The organism is Massilia pseudoviolaceinigra, assembly GCF_030846505.1.
Taxonomy (GTDB): Bacteria; Pseudomonadota; Gammaproteobacteria; order Burkholderiales; family Burkholderiaceae_D; genus Telluria_A; species Telluria_A violaceinigra.
Genome location: NZ_JAVCWL010000015.1, coordinates 17703 through 38506 on the forward strand (window position 1 = coordinate 17703; position 20804 = coordinate 38506).

At 66.9% G+C, this 20804-nt stretch carries 18 protein-coding genes; 1 reads left to right on the top strand and 17 read right to left on the bottom strand.

All coding sequences use genetic code 11. The features are described from left to right. Positions 1–143 precede the first annotated feature (143 nt). A complete protein-coding gene (locus tag RBA40_RS15975) occupies positions 144–878 on the top strand; it encodes a helix-turn-helix domain-containing protein (protein ID WP_306648802.1) in 735 nt (244 codons plus the stop codon). Positions 879–902: 24 nt separating this feature from the next. On the opposite strand, the gene RBA40_RS15980 is transcribed toward RBA40_RS15975, so the two are convergent. The 17 genes from RBA40_RS15980 to RBA40_RS16060 form a co-directional block, all read right to left on the bottom strand. Further along, a complete protein-coding gene (locus RBA40_RS15980) occupies positions 903–3137 on the bottom strand; it encodes a patatin-like phospholipase family protein (protein WP_306648803.1) in 2235 nt (744 codons plus the stop codon). A gap of 7 nt (positions 3138–3144) precedes the next feature. Further along, positions 3145–3756 carry a type II secretion system protein N gene (locus tag RBA40_RS15985; protein WP_306648804.1) on the bottom strand — a complete coding sequence of 204 codons (612 nt, stop codon included), beginning with the start codon at positions 3754–3756 and terminating at the stop codon, positions 3145–3147. A gap of 11 nt (positions 3757–3767) precedes the next feature. After that, a complete protein-coding gene (gspF, locus tag RBA40_RS15990) occupies positions 3768–4988 on the bottom strand; it encodes a type II secretion system inner membrane protein GspF (protein ID WP_306625027.1) in 1221 nt (406 codons plus the stop codon). A gap of 10 nt (positions 4989–4998) precedes the next feature. Continuing rightward, entirely contained in the window at positions 4999–6444 is a 1446-nt protein-coding gene (gene gspE, locus RBA40_RS15995) for a type II secretion system ATPase GspE (protein WP_306648805.1), read from the bottom strand. A 10-nt stretch (positions 6445–6454) separates the two neighbouring features. Continuing rightward, positions 6455–8710, bottom strand: a complete 2256-nt coding sequence (gene gspD / locus RBA40_RS16000) for a type II secretion system secretin GspD (protein WP_306648927.1) — start codon at positions 8708–8710, stop codon at positions 6455–6457. Further along, entirely contained in the window at positions 8710–9489 is a 780-nt protein-coding gene (gene gspN / locus RBA40_RS16005) for a type II secretion system protein N (protein WP_306648806.1), read from the bottom strand. Before gspN ends, gspD begins: the two co-directional genes overlap by 1 nt. Continuing rightward, complete coding sequence (locus tag RBA40_RS16010) at positions 9486–10007, bottom strand: type II secretion system protein M (protein ID WP_306648807.1); 522 nt, start codon at positions 10005–10007, stop codon at positions 9486–9488. The genes gspN and RBA40_RS16010 overlap by 4 nt, the downstream gene beginning before the upstream one ends. Beyond that, on the bottom strand, positions 10004–11221 hold the full coding sequence (gspL, locus tag RBA40_RS16015) for a type II secretion system protein GspL (protein WP_306648808.1): 1218 nt from the start codon (positions 11219–11221) through the stop codon (positions 10004–10006). The genes RBA40_RS16010 and gspL overlap by 4 nt, the downstream gene beginning before the upstream one ends. Positions 11222–11239: 18 nt before the next feature. Further along, positions 11240–12238 (bottom strand): type II secretion system minor pseudopilin GspK, encoded by a 999-nt coding sequence (gene gspK, locus RBA40_RS16020; RefSeq protein WP_306648809.1) that lies wholly within the window; start codon positions 12236–12238, stop codon positions 11240–11242. After that, the gene (locus RBA40_RS16025) at positions 12238–12924 is read right to left on the bottom strand and encodes a PulJ/GspJ family protein (RefSeq protein ID WP_306648810.1); all 687 of its coding nucleotides are present in this window, start codon (positions 12922–12924) and stop codon (positions 12238–12240) included. The genes gspK and RBA40_RS16025 overlap by 1 nt, the downstream gene beginning before the upstream one ends. Then, positions 12921–13298 carry a type II secretion system minor pseudopilin GspI gene (gene gspI / locus RBA40_RS16030; protein WP_306648811.1) on the bottom strand — a complete coding sequence of 126 codons (378 nt, stop codon included), beginning with the start codon at positions 13296–13298 and terminating at the stop codon, positions 12921–12923. The genes RBA40_RS16025 and gspI overlap by 4 nt, the downstream gene beginning before the upstream one ends. A gap of 28 nt (positions 13299–13326) precedes the next feature. After that, complete coding sequence (locus RBA40_RS16035) at positions 13327–13797, bottom strand: GspH/FimT family pseudopilin (protein ID WP_306648812.1); 471 nt, start codon at positions 13795–13797, stop codon at positions 13327–13329. A 26-nt stretch (positions 13798–13823) separates the two neighbouring features. Then, a complete protein-coding gene (gene gspG / locus RBA40_RS16040; RefSeq protein ID WP_099873674.1) occupies positions 13824–14276 on the bottom strand; it encodes a type II secretion system major pseudopilin GspG in 453 nt (150 codons plus the stop codon). Positions 14277–14561: 285 nt separating this feature from the next. Continuing rightward, positions 14562–16682, bottom strand: a complete 2121-nt coding sequence (locus RBA40_RS16045) for an amidohydrolase family protein (RefSeq protein WP_306648813.1) — start codon at positions 16680–16682, stop codon at positions 14562–14564. Positions 16683–16911: 229 nt separating this feature from the next. Beyond that, on the bottom strand, positions 16912–17694 hold the full coding sequence (locus RBA40_RS16050) for a HesA/MoeB/ThiF family protein (RefSeq protein ID WP_306648814.1): 783 nt from the start codon (positions 17692–17694) through the stop codon (positions 16912–16914). A 37-nt stretch (positions 17695–17731) separates the two neighbouring features. Next, on the bottom strand, positions 17732–19225 hold the full coding sequence (locus RBA40_RS16055) for a S41 family peptidase (RefSeq protein WP_306648815.1): 1494 nt from the start codon (positions 19223–19225) through the stop codon (positions 17732–17734). A gap of 78 nt (positions 19226–19303) precedes the next feature. Then, positions 19304–20779: a murein hydrolase activator EnvC family protein gene (locus tag RBA40_RS16060; protein WP_374710504.1), complete on the bottom strand. Its 1476-nt coding sequence runs from the start codon at positions 20777–20779 to the stop codon at positions 19304–19306. Positions 20780–20804: the final 25 nt, after the last annotated feature.

Consider the following 20804-nt stretch of genomic DNA (forward strand, 5'->3'; position numbering starts at 1 on the left):
CTGTTCTCTTTCAGGCGTGGGCGCTTCTGGTATGAAGCCAGTGTCCTGCTTTTCCTCAAAAAGTCCTATCTGCTTGTGCGAAGCACTGAAATTCGGTACATTGAGTATCGGATAACTGTACATTTCGCCCTCAAAGGAATCGCATGAGCTCACCTGAGCTGGTCATACAAGTGTTGCGCGCGGAGTTGCGCGCGGCGGGCATCACCTACAAGGCGCTGGCCGCCCGCATCGGCATGAGCGAGTCGAGCGTCAAACGGATGTTCGGCCAGAAGGATATGGCCTTGTCGCGCCTGGCGCAAATCTGCAAGGCGGCCGGGGTGCCGCTCGAAGACGTGCTGCGCCGCGCCGCCGACGCCCGGCCCCAGGCCGATACCCTTACCCCAACCCAGGAAAAGTCGCTGATGGCCAATCCGCGCCTGCTGCTGGTCGCCATCTGCTGCCTGGGCAACTGGACGCTCGACCAGATCGTCGAAACCTACAATGTCAGCGAGCCGGAATGCATCGGCCTGATGGTGGAACTGGACCGCCTCGGCCTGATCGAACTCAAACCCCTGAATCGCTACAGCATGCGCGTGTCGACCACCTTCCGCTGGCTGCCGGACGGGCCGGTGCAGCAGTATTTCCGCGAGCATGTGGTGGAGGATTACTTCCGCGGCCGTTTCGATGGCGCCGGCGAAACGCTGATGTGCCTGCCCGCGCGCCTGTCCCTGGGCAGTTCGCGCGAACTGCTGGTGAAAATCCAGCAGCTGGCGGCCGAACTGGCCCGCCTGCACCAGGCCGACCGCCGCCTGGCCAGCGAGGAGCGCAATGGCGTGACCCTGCTGCTCGGCTTTCAATCGTGGGAGTCGAGCGCTTTCACCGCCCTGCGCCGCAGCTAGGCCTGCGCCCGGGCCGGCCCGTGCCTACCAGATCGGCCCGAGAAACAGGTAGGCGGTGCCGCCGCCGCGCACGGTCTTGCCGGCGCCCACATACACCGGCCCGAAGCGCGTATCGACCGACAGGAAGCCGCTGATGGCTTGCTTGAAGGCCGCGCCGCTCTGCGCCGCTTCCTGTTCCGAGCGGTCGAAGGCGCCGCCGGCTTCCAGCGAAAAGCCGGCGCGCACGGTGCCGCCCAGGGTCACGGGCAAGGCGCCGATGCGGCGCGCCATGACCAGCCGCCCGAAGGCGATGCGGTTGCCTTCGAGCGATTCCGGCAGCGAGCCGGACAGACGCAAGAAGCCGCCCAGGCTGAGCGGCGCGGCGCCGCTGCTGGAAATCGCGTATTCGCCGTACACGTGCCCGGCCCAGTCGCGCGTGCGGAAGGCGCCCAGCCCGAGCAGGGAAAACTGCGCCATTGCGCCGGCGCCATCGGCCCCGCTGCCCCTGCCCGCCAGCTGGGCGTCGAGCAGGTAGCCGCGGCTGGGAAAGCCGAGCGAATCGAGCGTGTCGACCCGGTAGCGCAGGTAGTGATAAGTGCTGGCCGCGAGCTCGCCGTTCTCTTGCTCGGGAATCACGGCGCGCGCGCCCAGGTGCTGGCGCACCATGCCGCCCTGCACGTCGCCCCAGGTGCCCAGCTCGCGCCCCACCACGAAGCGCAGCGAGCGCTGCGAATAGGCATGGCGGCTCTGGCGCCGGCCTTCCTTGAACAGGTCGAACGAACTCGAACTGTACTGGGCCTCGGGCGCCACATACCAGGGCGAGCCGGCGCCGAGCGGCTGATGGAACTGCACGCCGATGCCGCGCTCGTCGCCGATCTGGGCGCTGGTGCGCAATTCCCCGCCCCACGGATTCATCGACGAACGCACGTGCATCACCTTCAGGGCGAAGCGGTTGGCGTCGTCGAAGTCGCTGGCCAGTTCCAGGCCCACGCGCAGGCGGCTGTTGGTCCAGCTCGATTCGGTGGCGCGGATGGCGACGGCGCGCTGGCCGCCCTCATCGTCGATGTCGGTTTCGACCCGTTCCAGGTCGCCGCGCCCGTACAGGCTGTTGGCGGCGCGCCGCACCTGCTCGCGCGTGCGCGTCTGTCCCTGCGCAAGACCGGACTGCACCTGCAGGATTTTCGGATTGATGCGCCCGCTGCTCTCGACCTTGACCTCGGCCAGCGGCAGCGCCGTGTCCGACAGCGGCGGCGTGGCCAGCCGGTTGTTCTCGAACAGCGCATACTCGCCGGCCGGCAGCGCCAGCGCCGCCAGGCGCTGCGACAGTTCGCGCGCGGCCAGCTCGCCGCCCTTGATGGCGCTGTCGATATTGCGGAAATCGAGGAAGCTGGTGCCGCTCAGCTCGGGCGAGATGAGCACGTCGTTGGGGCCGAGTTCGCGGATCGAGCGCTGCACGTTCTGTTCGGTCAGGATATTGATCATCTGCTGCGCCACGCCGAGCGCGCTGCCGAGGTTTTTCTCGGGCGCGAGCGGGGTGCCGACGTTGACGGCGATGATGATGTCGGCGCCCATCTTGCGCGCCAGGTCGATCGGCAGGTTGCGCACCAGGCCGCCGTCGACCACCAGGCGCTGGTTGACGCGCACCGGCGCGAACACGCCCGGCACGGCGAGCGAAGCGCGCATGGTCAGGAACAGCGGGGTGTCGACCAGGTCGACCAGCTCGCCCGTGACCAGGTCGGAGGCGACCGAGCGAAACGGCAAGCTGAGTTGATTGACGGGGCGGTCGCGCGTACCGGCGGGCAGCAGGCGCGCCAGGGCCTGCTCCAGCGCGGCATTGCCGGCGGCGGCCGGCGGCAGCGAAATGCCGTCGCGGTGCACGCCGAACTCGATGCGGGACGGCAGCAGCACGTCTTCTTCGCGGCGCCGGAATTCGAGGTCTTCGCGCGCCGGGCGGTCGGCCACCACGCGGTCCCAGTCGGTCAGGCGCGCCATCTGTTCCAGGTCGGACACCGAGGAGCCGGCCGCGTAGGCGCCGCCGATCACGCTGCCCATGCTGGTGCCGACCACGATGTCGACCGGCACGTGCAGTTCGCGCAGCACGCGCAGCACGCCGATATGGGCAAAGCCGCGCGCGCCGCCGCCGGAGAGCACCAGCGCCACCTTCGGACGGGCAGGCACCGCGACGCCGGCGGGCGTGGCCGGGGCGACGGACTGGGCCAGCGCCGCGCCGGCGTGCCAGCCCAGGGCGCAGGCCGCGGCCAGGATGCGCAAACGCTTCATGCGCCGCTTATTGGGTAGCGGGCTGGTTGCCGGGGCTGACCATGGTGCGGGTCGGGGCCGGCATCTGCGGCGGCGGCGGCGACGGCGGCGCGTTCTGCGGCGGTTCCGGGCTCAGGCCGGGGGCCTGGGGCGGTTCGGCCGGCGGCGGCTGCTGGTTCTGGCCCTGGTTCTGTTCGCCGCTGTTGGTCTGCGGCATCGGCATCGGCGGCGCCATCTCGGCACCGGCCTTGGCGTCGGTGGCCAGCTCGATGCGTTTCTCGACCCCGCCTTCGGACAAGGTGATATAGCGCGGGAACACCGAGGTGACGGTCACGCCCGGGGCGATCTCCTTGCCCACCTTGAGCGCGCGCGGCGGCTGGCCGTCGGACACCAGGATGGCGACGCTGTCGCGCCCGGCCGAGACCACGCCGGTCAGCTGGTAATTGCTGACCACCACGGTGGCGGCCTGGCCGCCGAACAGGGTGGCGGCGGCGTCGGGCGCCGGCACCGGGTCGGGCGCGCTGGCCACGGCCACGATCGGACGCTGCTCGCCCCGGAAGAACTGCATGGCCCAGTACGCGATCGAGGCCGACAGGAAGACCACGGCAATCAGGCTAACAACTATTGGCAAACGCTTCATTACATTCCTTTTTACCGCACCAGCTGATTGATTTCAATAATAGGCATCAGCACCGCGAGCACGATCAGCAGCACCACCACGCCCATGGCCAGGATGAGCACCGGTTCGAGCAGGCCGGCGATGGTCAGCGTGCGCCGCTCCAGGTCTTGCTGCTGCGAATTGGCGGCCCGTTCCAGCATGGCGGGCAGTTCGCCGGTGATCTCGCCGGCGCGGATCATGTGGATCAGCATCGGCGGAAAGTGCTTCTGGGCCGACAACGCGCGCGCCAGGCTGACGCCTTCGCGCACGCTGGCGCTGGCCTGCTCGACCAGTTCCTTCATCGCCACGTTCGACAAGGTGTCGCGGCTGGTGTCGAGCGCGCGCAGGATCGGCACGCCCGAGCCGGTGGTGATCGCCAGGGTACTGGCGAAGCGCGCCGTGTTCAGGCTGCGCTCGAATTTGCCGTACACCGGCGCCGTCAGCAGCCAGGTATGCCACTGGCGCTTGAGCACGGGATTGCGCAGCGCGCGCCGCCACAGCCAGAAGGCGGCCACGAGCAGGATGCCGACGACAATGCCGTAGGCGCGCACGAAATTCGACACCGCCAGCATCATGACGGTCAGCAGCGGCAGCTTTTGCTTGGTGTTGGCGAACACCGAGACGATCTGCGGCACCACGTAGGTGAGCAGGAAGATCACGATCGCGAACGCCACCACGGTGACGATGGCCGGGTAGGTGAACGCCAGGCGCACCTTCTGCACCAGCGCGTTGCGCCGTTCGATGTAGTCGGCCAGGCGCGAGAGCACGCGCGCCAGGTGGCCGATCTGCTCGCCCGAGGCGACCAGCGCCCGGTAGATCTCGGCAAAGTCGCGCGGGTGGCGCGAGAGGGCATCGGAAAACGAGGCGCCGCCCATCACTTCCGAGCGGATCGAGGCCACCAGGTCGCGCACATACGGGCGCTCGGCCTGTTCCAGCAGCGCGGTAAACGCCTGTTCGAGCGGCAGGCCGGCCTCCAGCAAGCTGGCCAGCTGGCGCGTAAACAGCGCCAGCTCGACCTGCGACAAGCGCTCGCCGAAGCCGCGGCTTTTCTCGACGCCGGCGGCATCGAGCTGGGCGGCGATGGCGTCGACCGTGAGCGGGGTCAGGCCCTGCAGGCGCAGGTCGGCCCGCGCCGAACGGGCGCTGTCGGCGTTGACCACGCCCTTGCGGGTGGCGCCGTCGCCATCGACGGCTTCATAACGGAATGCGGGCATCGTGGTCGGCCTAGTCCTTGGTCACGCGCAGCAATTCAGCCTGCGTGGTGGTACCGTTGTCGAGCCAGCGCTGGCCATCTTCGCGCATGGTCTTCATGCCGCTGGCCTGGGCCGCGGTGCGGATCTCGGCTTCGGAAGCGCGGTTGTGGATCTGGGCGCTGATCTTGTCGTTCGTCTCCAAGAGCTCGTACACGCCGACCCGGCCGTGGTAGCCGGTCTGGCCGCACTTCTCGCAGCCGACCGCCTTCCACTGCACCGTGCGGCCCTGCGGCGTTTCGACCTCGTCGCGCACCTTGCAGTGCTCGCACAGTTTTCGCACCAGGCGCTGCGCCATCACGCCCAGCAGCGACGACGACAGCAGGAACGGTTCGATCCCCATGTCGAGCAGACGCGTGACCGCGGCCGCCGCATCGTTGGTGTGCAGGGTGGCCAGCACCAGGTGGCCCGTGAGCGAGGCCTGGACCGCGATCTGCGCCGTTTCCAGGTCGCGGATCTCGCCGATCATGATCACGTCCGGATCCTGGCGCAGGATCGCGCGCAGGGCCTTGGAAAAGCTCATGTCGATGCGGGCGTTGACCTGGGTCTGGCCCACGCCGATCAGGTCGTACTCGATCGGGTCTTCCACGGTCAGGATGTTGGTGGTCGACGCGTTCAGGCGCGTCAACGCCGCGTACAGCGTGGTGGTCTTGCCGGAACCGGTGGGTCCGGTGACCAGCACGATGCCGTGCGGCTGGTTGATCAGTTCGTCGAACTGCGGCAGCAGGGCGGCGTTCATGCCCAGGTGCGACAGGTCGAGGCGGCCGGCTTCCTTGTCGAGCAAACGCAATACGGCGCGCTCGCCATGGCCGGTCGGCAGGGTCGAGACGCGCACGTCGACGGGTTTACCGCCCACGCGCAGGGTGATGCGGCCATCCTGCGGCAAGCGTTTTTCGGCGATGTCGAGCTGCGCCATGATCTTGATACGCGAGATCAGCGAAGCGTGGATGGCCTTGCGCGGACGGACCACGTCGCGCAAGGAGCCGTCGATGCGAAAGCGCACCACGGAGGTCTGCTCGAACGGCTCGATGTGGATGTCGGAAGCGCCTTCGCGCAGCGACTGGGTGAGCAGCGCGTTGATCATGCGGATCACCGGCGCGTCGTCTGACGATTCGAGCAAGTCTTCGATGGCCGGCACGTCCTGCAGCAGCTTGGTCAGATCGAGGTCGGCATCGAATTCGTCGGCCACCTGCGAGGCGTCGCCGCCGGCGCCGGCGTAGGCGCTGGCAATGGCCGCTTCCAGGTCGGCGCGGTCCATCGAGCGCAGCGCGATGCGCCCGAAGCGGCGCGACACTTCGGCAATCGCCGCCGGCGCGGTGGCGCCCGAGACCCACACTTCGATCGGATGCTCGCCGTTGTCGGGCGAGCGCGCCAGCACGCCGAAGTCGCGCGCAAAAGCGTAAGGTAAAAGATTGCTCATCGGTCAGTCATCACTTGGTCGCCGGGACCGGCTTGGCCGAGCGGTACATATTCACGTCGGCCGGGTTGATCGTGGCCGGGGCGCTCAAGGGACGCTCGGTCGTGCTGCCCGGAGCCGGGGCGGGCGTGGCGGGCGCTGGAACCGGACGCGGCGGCACTGGCGCCATGGCGCCGCCCGGCGGCGGCTGGCCATTGTTCAGCGACGGCAGCACCGGGGTGCCGTAGTCGGGCATCACGATATTGTCCTTCGGTCCGCCCGTGGCCTGGCCGGCCGAGCGCATGAAGTCGTAGCGATCGGTGGCGATGGCATTGCTGTCTTCCTTGCTGCGCACGATCACCGGGCGCAGGAACACCATCAGGTTGGTCTTGTTGCGCTTGCGGCTGCGGTACTTGAACAGGTTGCCGAGCACCGGAATGTCGGCCAGGCCACGCACGCGATCTTCGCCCTCGCTCGTATCGTCCTTGATCAGGCCGCCAAGCACGATGATCTGGCCATCGTCAGCGATGACATTGTTTTCGATGATGCGCACGTCGGTGATAACGCCCGCAGCCGAGTTGCTTGCCACGTTCGAGGTCTCGTGGTAGATCGCCATCTTGATGGTGCCGCCTTCGGAAATCTGCGGACGCACCTTGAGCGTGAGGCCGACATCCTTGCGTTCGATGGTCTGGAACGGGTTGCCGCCGGCCGCGCCGCCAGTGTTGGTGGTAAAGCTGCCCGTGATGATCGGCACGTTCTGGCCGACCTTGATGGTCGACAGTTCATTGTCGAGCGTGAGCATGTTCGGGGTCGACAGGATGTTGGCGTTGCCCGTGTTTTGCATCGCGTGCGCGACCGCGCCCAGGCCGAGCTTACCGGCGACCTGCTTGAACAGGCCGATCGTCAGCCCGCTGCCGGGTACCGCCGCACCGGCGCCCGTGGCCAGCTTGACCAGGTTGTTGGCGCCCGCCTCGTCGACCGAGTGCTGGAGTGCTCCGACCCGGTACTCGCTGTTCTTGGTACCCGACAGGCCGAGCCACTGCACGCCGAATTCGGCCGCGTTTTCGGCACTGACTTCGACGATCAGGGATTCGATGTAGACCTGGGCCCGGCGCACGTCGAGCTGGTCGATGACGGCGCGCAGGTTGCGGTACACCGCGTCCGGCGCGGTAATGATCAGGGTGTTGGTGGAAGCGTCAGCCTGGATGAAACCGGCCCCGCCGCCGCCGCTGCCGCCGCTGGTCTGGCTCTGCTGGGCCATGCTGTTGCCGGCGCCGCTGTTCTGGTTGTTGTTGCCGCCGCTCTGGTTGTTGCCCGTGGCGCCGCCGCCGCTGGCCACGCTGCCGCCGGAGGTGCCCTGCTGCTGCTGGGCCAGGGACGAAGAGTCGGACGAGACCACCGCGCGCAAGGTCTGCGCCAGCTTGGTGGCGTCGGCGTTTTTCAGGTAGACCACATGGACGTTGCCGGCCTGCGAAGTCGGCTGGTCCAGCTTGGCGATCAGCGACTTGGCCAGGTTGGCGCGCGCGGGCGACGGCGCGCGCAGCACCACTGCGTTGGTGCGCGGATCGGCCACCACCGAAATGCGGCCCGAATCGCCGCCGGCGCTCGGTTCCATCAGCTTGTTGACCATGGTCGCCAGGTCGGACGCGATCGCGTGGCGCACCGGAATGACGTCGAGGTCGGCCGCCACCGGGGCGTCGAGCGCGGCGACGATCTTGGCCAGGCGGCGCAGGTTGTCGGCGTAATCGGTGATGACCAGGCTGTTATTGCCCGGATTGGCCATGATCGAATTGTTCGGCGAAATGAGCGGGCGCAGCACCGCGGTCAGGTTGGCCGCCGATTCGTGGCTCAGATGGAAAATCTGGGTGGCGATCTGGTCGCCCTTGACGCCCGACCCGCCCACCCCGACCTGGGTCGGCGACGATTGCAGCTTCGCTTCCGCTTCCGGCACCACCTTGGCGAAACCGTCGCCGGTGACCACCGCGTAGCCCTGCAGGCGCAGCGCCGAGGTCAGCAGGCCAAAGGCCTGGGCCTTGGTGACCGGCTTTTCCGACGTCACGGTCAGGGTGCCCTTGACGCGCGGATCGATAATGAAGGTCATGCCGGTGTAGTGGCCCACCGCCTTGATGACCGATTCGATGTCGGCGCCGACGAAATTGAGGGCGGCCGGAACGTCCGCGGCGGCCAGCGCGGGGCTTGGCGCCCCCGCGACCGCGCAGCACAGCAGGACGCCGGCGGCAATGCGGCGCAACGCCGGGGAAGTGGAAGTGCTCAGTGACTGTTTTTTCATCATTTAAACTCTAAGGCGATAGTTTTCTTGCCGTCAACCATTCGGCGCTGGCCCAGTAAATTCAGGAGATTGCCCAGCGTTTCTTCATATCCATCGGCGGCCTGTGCCGTGCCGGAAAACTGGAAGCGGCCCTGGTTCAGGCTGCCCTTTCCCGCCAACAACAAGGCACCGCGTTCCGTCTTCAAATTCACGTTTGCCTGCTGCCCCTGCCAATCCATGGTCATCTTGTAGCTGCCCAGCACCTTGATCGGCGCCATGCGCGAGCCCATGTCATTCAATTCCAGGGTCGTCACCCCGTCCACCGCCACCCCGCGTCCGTCCGGCGCGCGCGCCAGGCCCAGGGTGGTCCAGGACAGGCGCATGTCGCCCGAGAGCGCCAGCGTATTGAGCGGCGCGCCCAGACCAGCCAGGCCGCCCGCCGGCAGCAGCAGCGCCGACGGACTGACCTGCCACTGCGACCAGCTGCCGGTCAATGTCACCGGCTGGGTCAGCGCCAGCGGATTGGCCAGCGTCATGTCGACCTGGCCGAACAGCACCAGCGGCGACAAGGTCCAGGCGAAGCGCCCCGGCAGCAGCGGCGTGACCGCCCCGCCCGGCCCGGCCGCCCCGCCAATAAAGGCTGAGCCGCGCCAAAGCGTACCCTGCGCATCCCCCAGAGTCAAACGTCCGCCGGTCTGGCGTTCGACCACGTCGCCCAGCCACGAGGCCGGCGCGAACGCCAGCACGGTGAGGGCCACGGCCAGCACGATCGCGCCCAACCATAGCACGGCGCGCATCATCGCGAACTCGCATCCGTGTTCTGGCGCAAGGTGAGCGTGGCGTCGACCTGGCCGGCCGGGGTCGAGGCCGTGATGGCCGCTTCCAGCACGCTGATGCGGTTTTCCAGGCGCTGCGCTTCAAGCCAGGCGAACAGATTGGAAAAAGCGACGCCGGATACCTGCAGCTTGGCGTACTCGCCGGTCATGCTGAGCGACTCGGGCTTGATCCCGCGCGCCGTCAGGCTGGCCGAGAGCGTCTCGCGCGACATGGGCGTTACTTGCGGCGGCGTCTGGCCGGACAGCTCGGCGGCGGTCTTGGCCAGCGCTTCGAGCTGGGCCTTCTGCTGCTTGAGCTGCGGCAATTCGGCGCGCAGCCGGGCGCTGCCTTCCAGCGCGGGCGCCAGGAACAGCGCGTACACCAGCAGCAGCGCCGCCAGGGCGCCGCCGATGCCGAGGAACTTGCGTTCCTGCTCGGTGCGCGCCATCCAGTACAGCGCCATCTGGTCCTTGAGCCGGCTCACGGCGGTCAACGCGCTCATGGCTTGGCTCCCGCGGTACGCAGCAACAAGGTGTTGGCGGCTATTTCACTGACGTCGAGCTTGTGCTTCGCCAAGCCCGGCTTGAGCGACGAGGCCAGGGCCGGATCGGCGCCTTCGGGCTTGAGCTTGATGGTGGTGGTGCGCTCGCGGAAGGTGAGCGCGGCCAGCTCGGGCGGCTTGCCCAGGGTGCGCACCGCTTCGCCCAGGGCGGCGGCCTGGAAGGTGAATTCGTCGGGCCCGACCTGGCCCGAGGCGCCCCTGGCCTGGGCGATTTTCTGGCTCATCTGGCGTTCGAGGTTGTTACTGATGACCGTCTCCTTCGGATAGGCGGCGCGGAAGATCTGCACCATGGCCTGGCGCGTGTTGTCGGCTTCGCGCTTGAGGCGCAGCCATTCGTAATTGAGGCCGGCCAGGTTGACCACCACGGCCAGCAGGGCCAGGCGCACCGGCCACTTCCAGCGCTGCCAGTCGCGCGCCTTGGCGCCGGCCGCGCCCAGGCCAGGAACCAGGTCCAGGCTGGTGCTTTTCGAGCCGGCAATCCAGTGCGCCCAGTGTTCGGCTTCGAGCGTGACGGCGGGACCGGCTTCGGCGCACAGGGCCTGGTACTCGCCCAGTTGCTCCTGCGGCACGTACAGGGTCAGCGGGGTGTCGCCGGCCAGCGCGCGCACCGTTTGCAGGGCCATGGCCGGTTCGCCGGCGATCGCCAGCCCCAGGCCGTGATACTGGCCGTGGCGGATGGTGATGCCGCCGCTATCGATGGCGGCCGAGGCATTGCCCGGCGCCAGCGGCAGGCATAGCTGGGCGGGAAAGGCGGCCACCGCGCGCGCACCCTGGGCCAGCACCGAGCGCACCAGCGCTTCGAGCCAGGCGCGCTGGGCCACGGCGATGGCGCGCAAGCCATCCGCGCCCGCGGCCGGGGCGGCCACCAGCACGCATTCCTCGGGGTCGCCCAGCACCTGTTCTTCGACCAGGTTGGGGAGCGCGGCGCGCAGGCGGGCCGCCGACAGCGGCGGCACCTTGACGTGCAACAAGGTCACGTCGGCCGCGGCCAGCAGCAGCACCACGCGCCGGCTGGAAGCGATCAGCTCGCCCATGCCCTTGAGCACGCCATCGCCCTGCTGGATCAGCGCGCCACCGTCGGCGACCAGCGCGAAGCGGGCCAGGGCCCCTTCGCTGTCCGCCCTGGCCGGATGCCGGATATATAAAGTAGTCAAACCGTCTCGCTTTCGTTCTTAATTTTGCCGTACCCAGACGGTCGTGGTCTGCACACGATCGTCCAGCCTGCGCTGGACCAGCGCTTCCGCGTCGAGCGCGGCCCGGTCCAGGCGTATCCGGCTCTTCACCAGGAAATATTCGCTTTTGAAACTATACGTGTTCTTGACCGGATCCTTGCCGTACAACTGCTCCTTGAAACGGGCATCGTCGATAAAGTAGGCCTGCTTGCGGCGCGTCACCAGGGCCGCCCCTTCCGACACCGAATACCCTTCCACGATGGCGGCCAGCACTTCGGCCGGGGCGGTATTGGCGTTGACCTTGGTCTGTTCGGGCAGCACGATGGCAAATTCGCGCAGGCGGTTCACGGTTTGCAGCGTGTAGCCGGGAATCGAGAGCAGGTCGTCGAGCTGGGTCAGGCCGACCGGCGCGGTGCCGGCCGAGACCGGAACCGGCACCGCGTCCGGGTCGGGCGGCGGCGGTGGCGGCTGGTTGGGATCCTGCACCGCCGGCACGGCCGGCGCGGCGCCCGAGGCCACCGCCAGCGCGGTGCGCTGGGCCAGGGCCGGATCGAGCTGCAGGTTTTGCAGCAGGCGCTGGTACACCTGCACCTGGACCTTGTCGATGACGCGTCCGTTGGACAGGTTCATCAGGTTGTAGCGCGCGGTGGCGTCCGAAATCTGGCCCGACAGGGTGGCGTCGAACACTTCGCCTTCGACCCGCTCGCGCTCGATGTACTGGTCCAGGCGCGTTTCGGCCAGCGGCGTGTTCCACACCGCGTTCAGGGTGGTCAGGTTGCGGTTGTCGATGCCGTCCTGGCGCAGCACCAGGCGCGCCCAGTCGAGCGCGCCGCGCAGGATCCACTTGGTCTGCAGGTGCAGGCGCTGGTTTTCCATCGAGCGCACCTGGACCTGCTGCTGCCAGAACAGGCTGGCGACGATGGTCACCGACAGCATCGTCAGCAGCAGGGCCGTGATGATGGCCACGCCCTGCTGGCGGCGCGGAAAAGGCTTGCGCATCACATGCCCCCCAGCAAGAACGATTTGCTCATCACCGCGGCCACGTTATCGACCTGCAGCTGCACCTGCAGCCCGGTCGGCGTCAGGCTGGGGGCGTTGAGCGGAGCCGGCACCGGGGCCGGCGGCGGCGGCGCGCTAGACACGGCCTGCGCCACCGGCTGGGAGTTCTGGCGCCAGCCATTGTTTTCCCAGCTCATGATCTGCATCGCGCTCACGCCCGACTGCAGGGTGACGGCCGGCGTGGTGTCAGCGTTGCTGATGGCGGCCTGCCACATCACGTCGAGCTGGACCAGGTCGCGCGTGCCGTTCGATTCGCGCCGGGTAAGCATGCGGTCGACGATGCGGTAGGCGACCACCTGCAGGCGCGCCGGTTCGTTTTCGGCGTACACATTGCGCACCAGGGTCAATTTGTCGGGCCCGGAGAGCAGGTACGGCCGGCCCAGCATCAGGGCCGGATTGGCCAGGTGCTCGCAGTCGCTCTGCATCTGGGCAAAGGCGAGCTGCATGCCGCGCGCCGATTCGAGGCGCGCGGTGAGCGTTTCGCGCGCGCGCACGATGCTGTCCAGGCCGCGCCAGCCGAGCACCGCCACGATGGCCAGGATGCTGATCGCCACCAGCAGTTCAATCAGGGTGAAACCACGCTGTTGCCGCCGTTGCTCATGTTGCCGCTGCCCGGTGTGCCTCATTCGTTGAGCACCAGTTGGACCAGCTTGATGATGCGGCGCTCCGGATTGGCGCTGTCGAACACGCTGACCTCGACCCGGCGCAGGCGCGGATTCGGGCTGGCCAGCACTTCTTCCTGGCACAGCAGCTTCAGGTCGCCCTGGGGGCATTCGTAACTGTTCTTGCCGATCGCCGGATATTCCTTGGCCAGGCGGATCTGCACCAGCCGGTTTTCGGCCGACCAGGTCGCCATCATGGCGGCGCGCAGGCCGGCGCTGTTGGAGGTCAGGCTGCCCACGGCGCGCAGCGAGGCGCCCAGCGCGGTGCCGATGATGACGAGCGCCACCAGCACTTCGAGCAGGGTAAAGCCGGACTGGTTGGCGTGGGGATGGCGCATGGTCTGGTTCAACAAATACCTTACAGGGTTACTCGACGACGAAGTGGCCGATGCCGTCGGCCCGGATGGCGACCCGGTCGTCGCCGATCGCCAGGGTCAGCACGAACGGTTTGTCGACCGGCTCGCGCCCGAAGGTAATGCGCACCGGACCGCCGCCCACCGATACCGGCGGGTCGAGCAGCAACTGCACCGGGGCGCCCTTGAAGGGACGCTCGCGCAGCAGGTCGTCGCGCGTGACCGGTTCCCAGACCGCTTCATTGCGCACCAGGAAGCGATAACGTTCGGTATCGGCCTCGAAGGCCACCAGCCGGTTGCGCACGATGGCTTCGTCGCGCGCCAGCTGCAGCAGCAGGGCCAGGCGGCGCGCCTCGTCTTCGAGATTCTGGCGCGGGCTCGGAATCGCATTGATCGAAACCAGGCCCAGCACGATGCCCATGATGACCATCACGACCATCACCTCGATCAGGGTGAAGCCCCGGCTGGCGCGCACTGCGTTCATGACCTTCAAGACGCCTCGGTCCGGGCCTAGTTTTCCCAGGAACCGATATCGCTGTCGTCGCCGGTGCCGCCGGGCAGGCCGTCGGCGCCGAGCGAGAACACGTCGATTTCACCCTGCACGCCAGGGGACAGGAACTGGTACGGGTTGCCCCATGGATCCTTCGGCAGTTTCTCGATGTAGCCGCCGGTCTTCCAGCCGTTGGCGGTCGGGCCGTTGGTCGGCTTGACGACCAGCGCCTGCAGGCTTTGTTCCGTGGTCGGGTAGCGCTGGTTGTCCAGCTTGTACAGCTTGAGCGCTTGCATCAGGTTGGCGATATCGACCTTGGCGGCGGTGATGCGCGCCTGGACGGTACGGTTCATCAGCTTGGGCACGACCAGCGCGCCGAGAATGCCGATGATGACCACCACCACCATGATTTCAACAAGGGTAAAGCCGCGCGCGAAGCGCTGGCGGATGGAACGGTGTGCAGCGAGTTTCATAGTCAGTCAGTGATGTAAGTTCTACGATGAGTCGGAGTATAAGGCCAATAACGCCCGCCGTCGCTATCCAACTGCGGGCTATTTTGCGTCATCTTCCTGTCATCTTGCGCAGGCGGGAATCTAAGTTGCCGGGGCGTTATTCAAGTTACCCCGGCGATGCCGCCGCGCTTCCCGCCAGTGGCGGTAACGACGGTGGAGGCGCGCCACCTGATTGTAAGTCAGTGTGGCGCCGCCTTCCACTGATGGACGAATCGACAGTGCCGGTTGGCGCAAGCCTGGTGCCGATTAGTGATGATGCCTGGCACTGCTGCCGCTCAGGCGATGCAGGGCGCCATCGTTGCCGCCCTCGGCCAGGTTGCTCGATACCGGGGCCAGGGCCTTGACCATCGGCGCATCCTTGACGAAAGGCACGATGCCGAGTGCCTTGTCGATTTCATGCGGATAGACCACGTAGCCGCGCGTGATGACCAGCGCCACCTTGCGGATATCGCCGATCTGTTTGGTCGGGTCGCCATCGACCAGCACCAGGTCGGCCAGCTTGCCCTGGGTGACCGAACCGCGCTCGGCGCTGGTGCGGGTGTAGCGCGCGCCGTTCAGGGTGGCGACCTGGATCGCCTGGGCCGGCGTGAGGCCGGCCTTGACCAGCAGTTCGAGTTCGGCCTGCAAGGTGAAGCCGGCCATTTCATCGGTGCCGGCCACGATCGGCACGCCCGCCTTGTACAGGCGGCCGACGAAGTCGACCATCTTGGCGTAGGATTTTTCGTAGCGCTTCTGGGCAGCTTCGTCGGCGATCTTCATGGTGCCGACATAAAAGCCGCGCTTTACATCCGGCGGCATGTGGTCGGCCACGGCCACGAACGGCTCGTTCAGGTCGCCGTCGCGCTGCTTGAGGAAGGCGAAGGTGGCCAGGGTCGGATCGATCACGGTCTGCTTGGCTTTCAGGCGCGCGATGAATTGCCTGACCCTGGGCGAATCGAAATCGAGGTCCACCACTTTTTCCGACGGCAAGATGAAGCGTTCCAGGGTGCGCGTTTCGGTTTCCGGTGTGGCCAGGAAGTTGAGCATGACCTGATTGATATGCTGGATTTCATCGTAGCCGGCGTCGAGCGCTTCGTGCGCGCGCAGGCCGACCGGCACGTGGCCCGACACGCGCAGGCCGCGCAGGTGGGCGTACGCCACGGTGTCCTTGAGGATCGCCTTGGGGAAGGAGTTGTAGATTTTCAGCTGCGGATAGCCATGCTCGGCATACCAGTCGATCGCGTTTTTGGCTGCCGGCAAGTCCTTGACGACGAAGCCGCCGTTCGACGAGAACGGGCTTTCGCCTTCCAGGAAGCCGGTCGGCACCACTTGCGGCGAGAGCAGGCGGCCCTCGGCCACTTCGTCGAGGATTTGCTGCAATTGCCCGTTATCGTTGCCCATGTCGCGCACCGTGGTCACGCCCGCGGCCAGGTTCAGGCCGCCGTCCCAGCGGCCCACGTGGCCATGCATGTCGAACAGGCCGGGCAGCATGATGCGCCCGGCCGCGTCGATTTCGTTGACGGCGCCGCGCACGGGCGAACCGGCCGGCAGGATCGCGCTGATGCGACCGCGCAGCACGTAGACGTCGGACGGCGCGCCCACGGTGGCTTTTTCGCTGTCGAAAATGCGCGCGTTCTTGACCACCGTCAAACCGGTCAGCTTGTGCTGCAACTGGCTGGCGAGATCGGTCAGCATTTTGCTCTCGGCCACTTTCTGGCGCTCGGCCAGGACCTTGGAGACACCGTTCCAGCCTTCTTCGGCGGCGGTCATGAAACCGGGAATGACGACCGCGAACAGGCGCGGCTTGGCGTCGGTGGTGGCCCAGTAAAACTGGGGCGACATGCCCAGGCCGGTCTGGGCGAACAGTTGCACCTTGCGCGTCTTGCCATTGCTGGTGACCTCGACTTCGTCGAGCTTGCGCTGGGTCAGGGTGCCGGAAGGCAGCAGCGGCAGGCTGCCGGTCGGGCTGGCGGCCAGGGCGGCGATGGCGATCGAGGCCATTTCGGCCGAGCCGTTCAGGGGCACGTACATGGCCGGGCCGGTGATCGATTTTTCGCCTTTTTCCGAGGTCGATTTCCAGCTGGCCTTGTCGCCCTTGCGCTCGAAGCGGTCATCCACCACCGCGCCGTAGGTCGAGTTGCCCTTGACCGTGTAGTCGGTCATGGTGCCGTCGGCGCCCAGGCGGAACTGTTCGGTCAGCTCGGGGCCGCGGCCGTTATCCTTGTAGATGAAGCGCACGCGGGTGAGGCCATCGTCGTCACGCTCGACGACCTGTTCCCCGATGCGCTTGCCGTTTTCGGCGTGCATCTCGTAGCGGAGGGTCTGGGTGGCGGCGTGCGCCGACCAGCTCAGGGCGGCGGCGACAGCGAGGACGAGCGGACGTTTCATGTGATGCATCTCCCTGGACGGAACGTTAGTTATTATGCTGGGACGCAAGAATAGCACGGGTGCGTACGGTCTAGAGCAATGTCATAAAGACAAATTAATAAATGGTTATTTTGGGCGGTGCGGGTAGGGTAAAAAGCCGGCCCGATGAGGCGGCGCAGCCTGACTAAGCGCTTCTTTTATAGCCGTCTTCCCCGCGCCAAGGCGGCACTCGGCGGGGAACGACGGATTATCAGATAGCGGTGAAAGGGGACGCCTCTTGGGCAACCTCGCCCCCACACACCGGGCACCCCGCATTGCGCGCCACGCCGATACTGGTCCACTCCATGCCGCGCCCGTCGAGCAGCAGCAAACGCCCAGCCAGCGATTGCCCGACCTGCATCACCAGCTTGAGCGCTTCGGCTGCCTGCATCGCGCCGATCACGCCCACCAGCGGCGCGAACACGCCCATGCTGCTGCAGGCGACATCCTCGAAGCGCTGGTCTTGCGGAAACAGGCAGCTGTAACAAGGCGAATCCTCGCGGCGCGGGTCGAACACGCTGATCTGCCCGTCGAAACGGATCACCGCGCCCGACACCAGCGGCACGCGCTGGGCCACGCAGGCACGGTTGACGGCGTGACGCGTGGCAAAGTTGTCGCTGCAATCGAGCACCACCGTCGCCTGCCCCACCAGCTCGGCCAGACGGGCATCGTCGGCCCGCTCGCGCAGCGCCACCACCTCGATCCCGGGATTGATCGCCAGTAGCGAAGTACGTCCGGACTCGGCCTTGGGCTGGCCGATGCGCTCGCTGGTATGCAGAATCTGGCGCTGCAGGTTGGTCAGGTCGACCACATCGTCATCAACCAGCACGATGCGCCCGATCCCGGCCGAGGCCAGGTACAGCGCCGCCGGCGAACCGAGCCCGCCGGCGCCGATGACGAGCGCGCTCGCCGCCAGTGCCCGCTGCTGGCCTTCGATGCCGATCTCGTCGAGCAGGATGTGGCGCGAATAGCGCAGCAGCTGGTCGTCGTTCATCGGGTGCTGGTGCTGATGCTGATCCTGCTGTGCCGCATTATTTCTTGACGCCTTTGTTCAGTTCGGGCGGTTTCACGTCCGGCGCCGGCTTGACCGCGGCCTTGTCCTTGGACTTCTCGGTTTCCTTGTCGAGCACCGGTTCGACCTTCGACAGTTTGACCGGCAAGCCCTTGAAATGGTTCAGGGCCTGGGCCAGCTGGAAGTCGTCCTTGCTGCCGAATTCGAGCGGCTTGCGGGTGCGCGCCTGGGCCTGCGCACGCTGGTCTTCTTCCATTTCGTCGCGCCGCGCCTTGCCCGGATCGATGCTGTCCTTGCCGCTGCCGTCGGAAAGGTGCTTTTCCAGGTCGGCTTCGCGCACGCGCAGGCTGTTCAAGCCATCGCCCTCGGCGGTTTCGTCGACCATCATGTCGGGCACGATGCCCTTGGCCTGGATCGAGCGGCCCAGCGGCGTGAAGTAGCGCGCGGTGGTGAGCTTGACGGCGGTATCCCTGGTGAGCGGACGCAGGGTTTGCACCGAGCCCTTGCCGAAGGTCTGGGTGCCCATGATGATGGCGCGCTTGTAATCCTGCAGGGCGCCGGCCACGATTTCGGAGGCCGAGGCCGAGCCGGTGTTGACCAGCACGATCACCGGCACGCTCTTGAGCGCGGCCGGCAGCCTGGCCAGCGGATCGGCGCCGTTGCGGGCGGCGTAGAATTCGCGCCGGCCGTAGAACACTTCGTTCGAGTCGCGGCGCTGGCCGGCGGTCGAGACGATCGCCTTGTCATGCGGCAGGAACGCGGCCGACACGCCGATCGCGCCCGGCAGCAAGCCGCCCGGGTCGTTGCGCAAGTCCAGCACCAGGCCCTTGAGCTTGGGGTCCTGGGCGTACAGCGCGTTGACCTTCTTGACCATGTCGTCCACGGTCTGTTCCTGGAACTGGCTGATGCGCAGCCAGCCGTAGCCCGGCTCGACGATCTTGCCCTTGACGCTCTGGACCCGGATTTCCTCGCGCACCAGCGGCACGATCCACGGCATGTCGTCGCCCTTGCGCGCGATGGTCAGCACCACCTTGCTTTTCGGCTCGCCGCGCATTTTCTTGATCGCTTCGTCCAGCGACAAGCCCTTGATCGGGGTGCTGTCGATGCGGGTGATCAGGTCGCCCGCCTTGATGCCGGCCCGAAATGCCGGCGAATCCTCGATCGGGGTGACGATCTTGACGTAGCCTTCTTCCATGGCCACTTCGATGCCCAGGCCGACGAAGCGGCCCTGCATGCTTTCCTGCATTTCGCGCAGGGCTTTCTTGTCGAGGTAGACCGAATGCGGGTCGAGCGAGGCCACCATGCCGGTGATCGCTTCCGAGAGCAGCTTGCGGTCTTCGACCGGCTCGACGTAATCGGTCTTGATGAGGCCGAACACATCGGTGAGCTGGCGCAGCTCGTCGAGCGGCAAGGGTGCGCTGCCGGGTTTTTGCGCCATGGCCGAAAACTGGAACGAGGCGGCGACGCCGGCGACCATGCCAAAGCCGATCAGGCCGATACTTTTGACTTTCATTCTTAAACCCATTCTCAATACCACCGGAAGCAACAGCGAAGCGTCTGCGGGCCGTTCGGCCCGCATGACCTTGTTGACCTAAAAGTTCACCCAGCCCGCCGGATCGACCGCCGCGCCCTTGTGCCTGATTTCAAAGTATAGCCCCGATTCTTCGTTGCCGCCGGTGTTTCCCGCGCTGGCGATGGGGTCGCCTCCCTTGACGGCGTCGCCCTCGCGTTTGAGCAGGGCCTGGTTGTTGCCATAGATCGAAAGGTATTCGCTGCCATGGTCGACCAGGATCAGGTTGCCGAAGCCGCGCATCCAGCGCGCGAACACCACCCGCCCGCCCGCCACGGCGCGCACTTCGCTGCCTTCGTCGGCCTTGATGAACATGCCTTTCCAGCTCGGCCCACTGCCGCGCTTGGCGCCGAAGCGGGCCGCCAGCTTGCCCGACACCGGCGCGCGCAGCTTGCCGCGCAGGCTGACAAAAGCGCCTTCCGGCATGGCCGGGGCCAGCGCAATATCGGGCTTGCGCGGCGCGACCGGTTCCGGCTTCGGCTCGGGCGTCTGCGCGACCACGGGCGGCTCGTCGTCGTCGATCGGGTCCATCGGCACCGGAACCGGGACAGGCGGAATCTTGGCGCCGGTGCGCGGATCGACCTTGGGCGGCTTTTTGGCCGCTTCGCGCGCCAGGCGCTCGCGCTCGCGTTCGCGCTGGCGTTCCCGTTCAGCCTTGCGTTCGGCCTTTTTGGCCTCCGCCAGCAGGCGGGCCTGCTCGGCGGCCTTGGCGCGCGCGGCGGCCAGCGCTTCCTGGCGGCGCTGCTCGGCGGCGGCCGCTTCGGCCTGTTCCTTGATCAGTTTAGAGAGCTTGTCGACCAGCCCGGCCATGCGCTGTTCGTCGCGCTCCAGGCCGCCGATTTCCTTGCGCTGCTCGGCCAGGCGGTTCGACAGGGAACCGAGCAAGGCGGCGCGGCGCGCCTTTTCCTTTTCCAGCACGGCTTTCTGCTCGCGCTCTTCCTGGGCGATTTCGTTGAGTTCCTCGCGCGCGTTTTCGGCCTTGTCGCGGTTGCTGGCGACGGCGGCCAGGTTGCCGTGCAAGGAACCGAGCAGCTTGGCCTGGGCCTTCGAGACGTAGGCCATCAGTTGCAGGTCGCGGTTGATGCGGTTCGGATTGTCGCCCGAGAGCAGCAGCTTGATGCGGTCTTCGTTGCCGGCAACGTATTGCTCGCGCAAGAGACGCGACAATTGCTGTTTCTGGCTGGCGATGGTGGCTGCCAGCCGTTCTTGCGAGGCGGCCAGTTCGGCCACGGTGGCATTGGTCTCGCTCTGTTCGCTGGCGAGGTCGCGCAGCAGGCGGTTGGCGTTGGAAATGGCTTCCTCGGACTCGGCCAGGGTATCGGCCGCGTCCTCGCGTTCGCTTTCGGTCTTGCTCACTTCGCGCTTGAGTTCGGCCAGCTTTTGCTGGATGCCGGCGCGCGTTTTCTCCGCCAGCACTTTCTGCTTGCTGCGCTCGGTTTGGCGGGGAGCAGGCGCGGCGGCGGCACTGCACGTAAAGACGGCCAGGAGCGCGCACAACAGCGCCCTGGCCGGTAACTGCCTT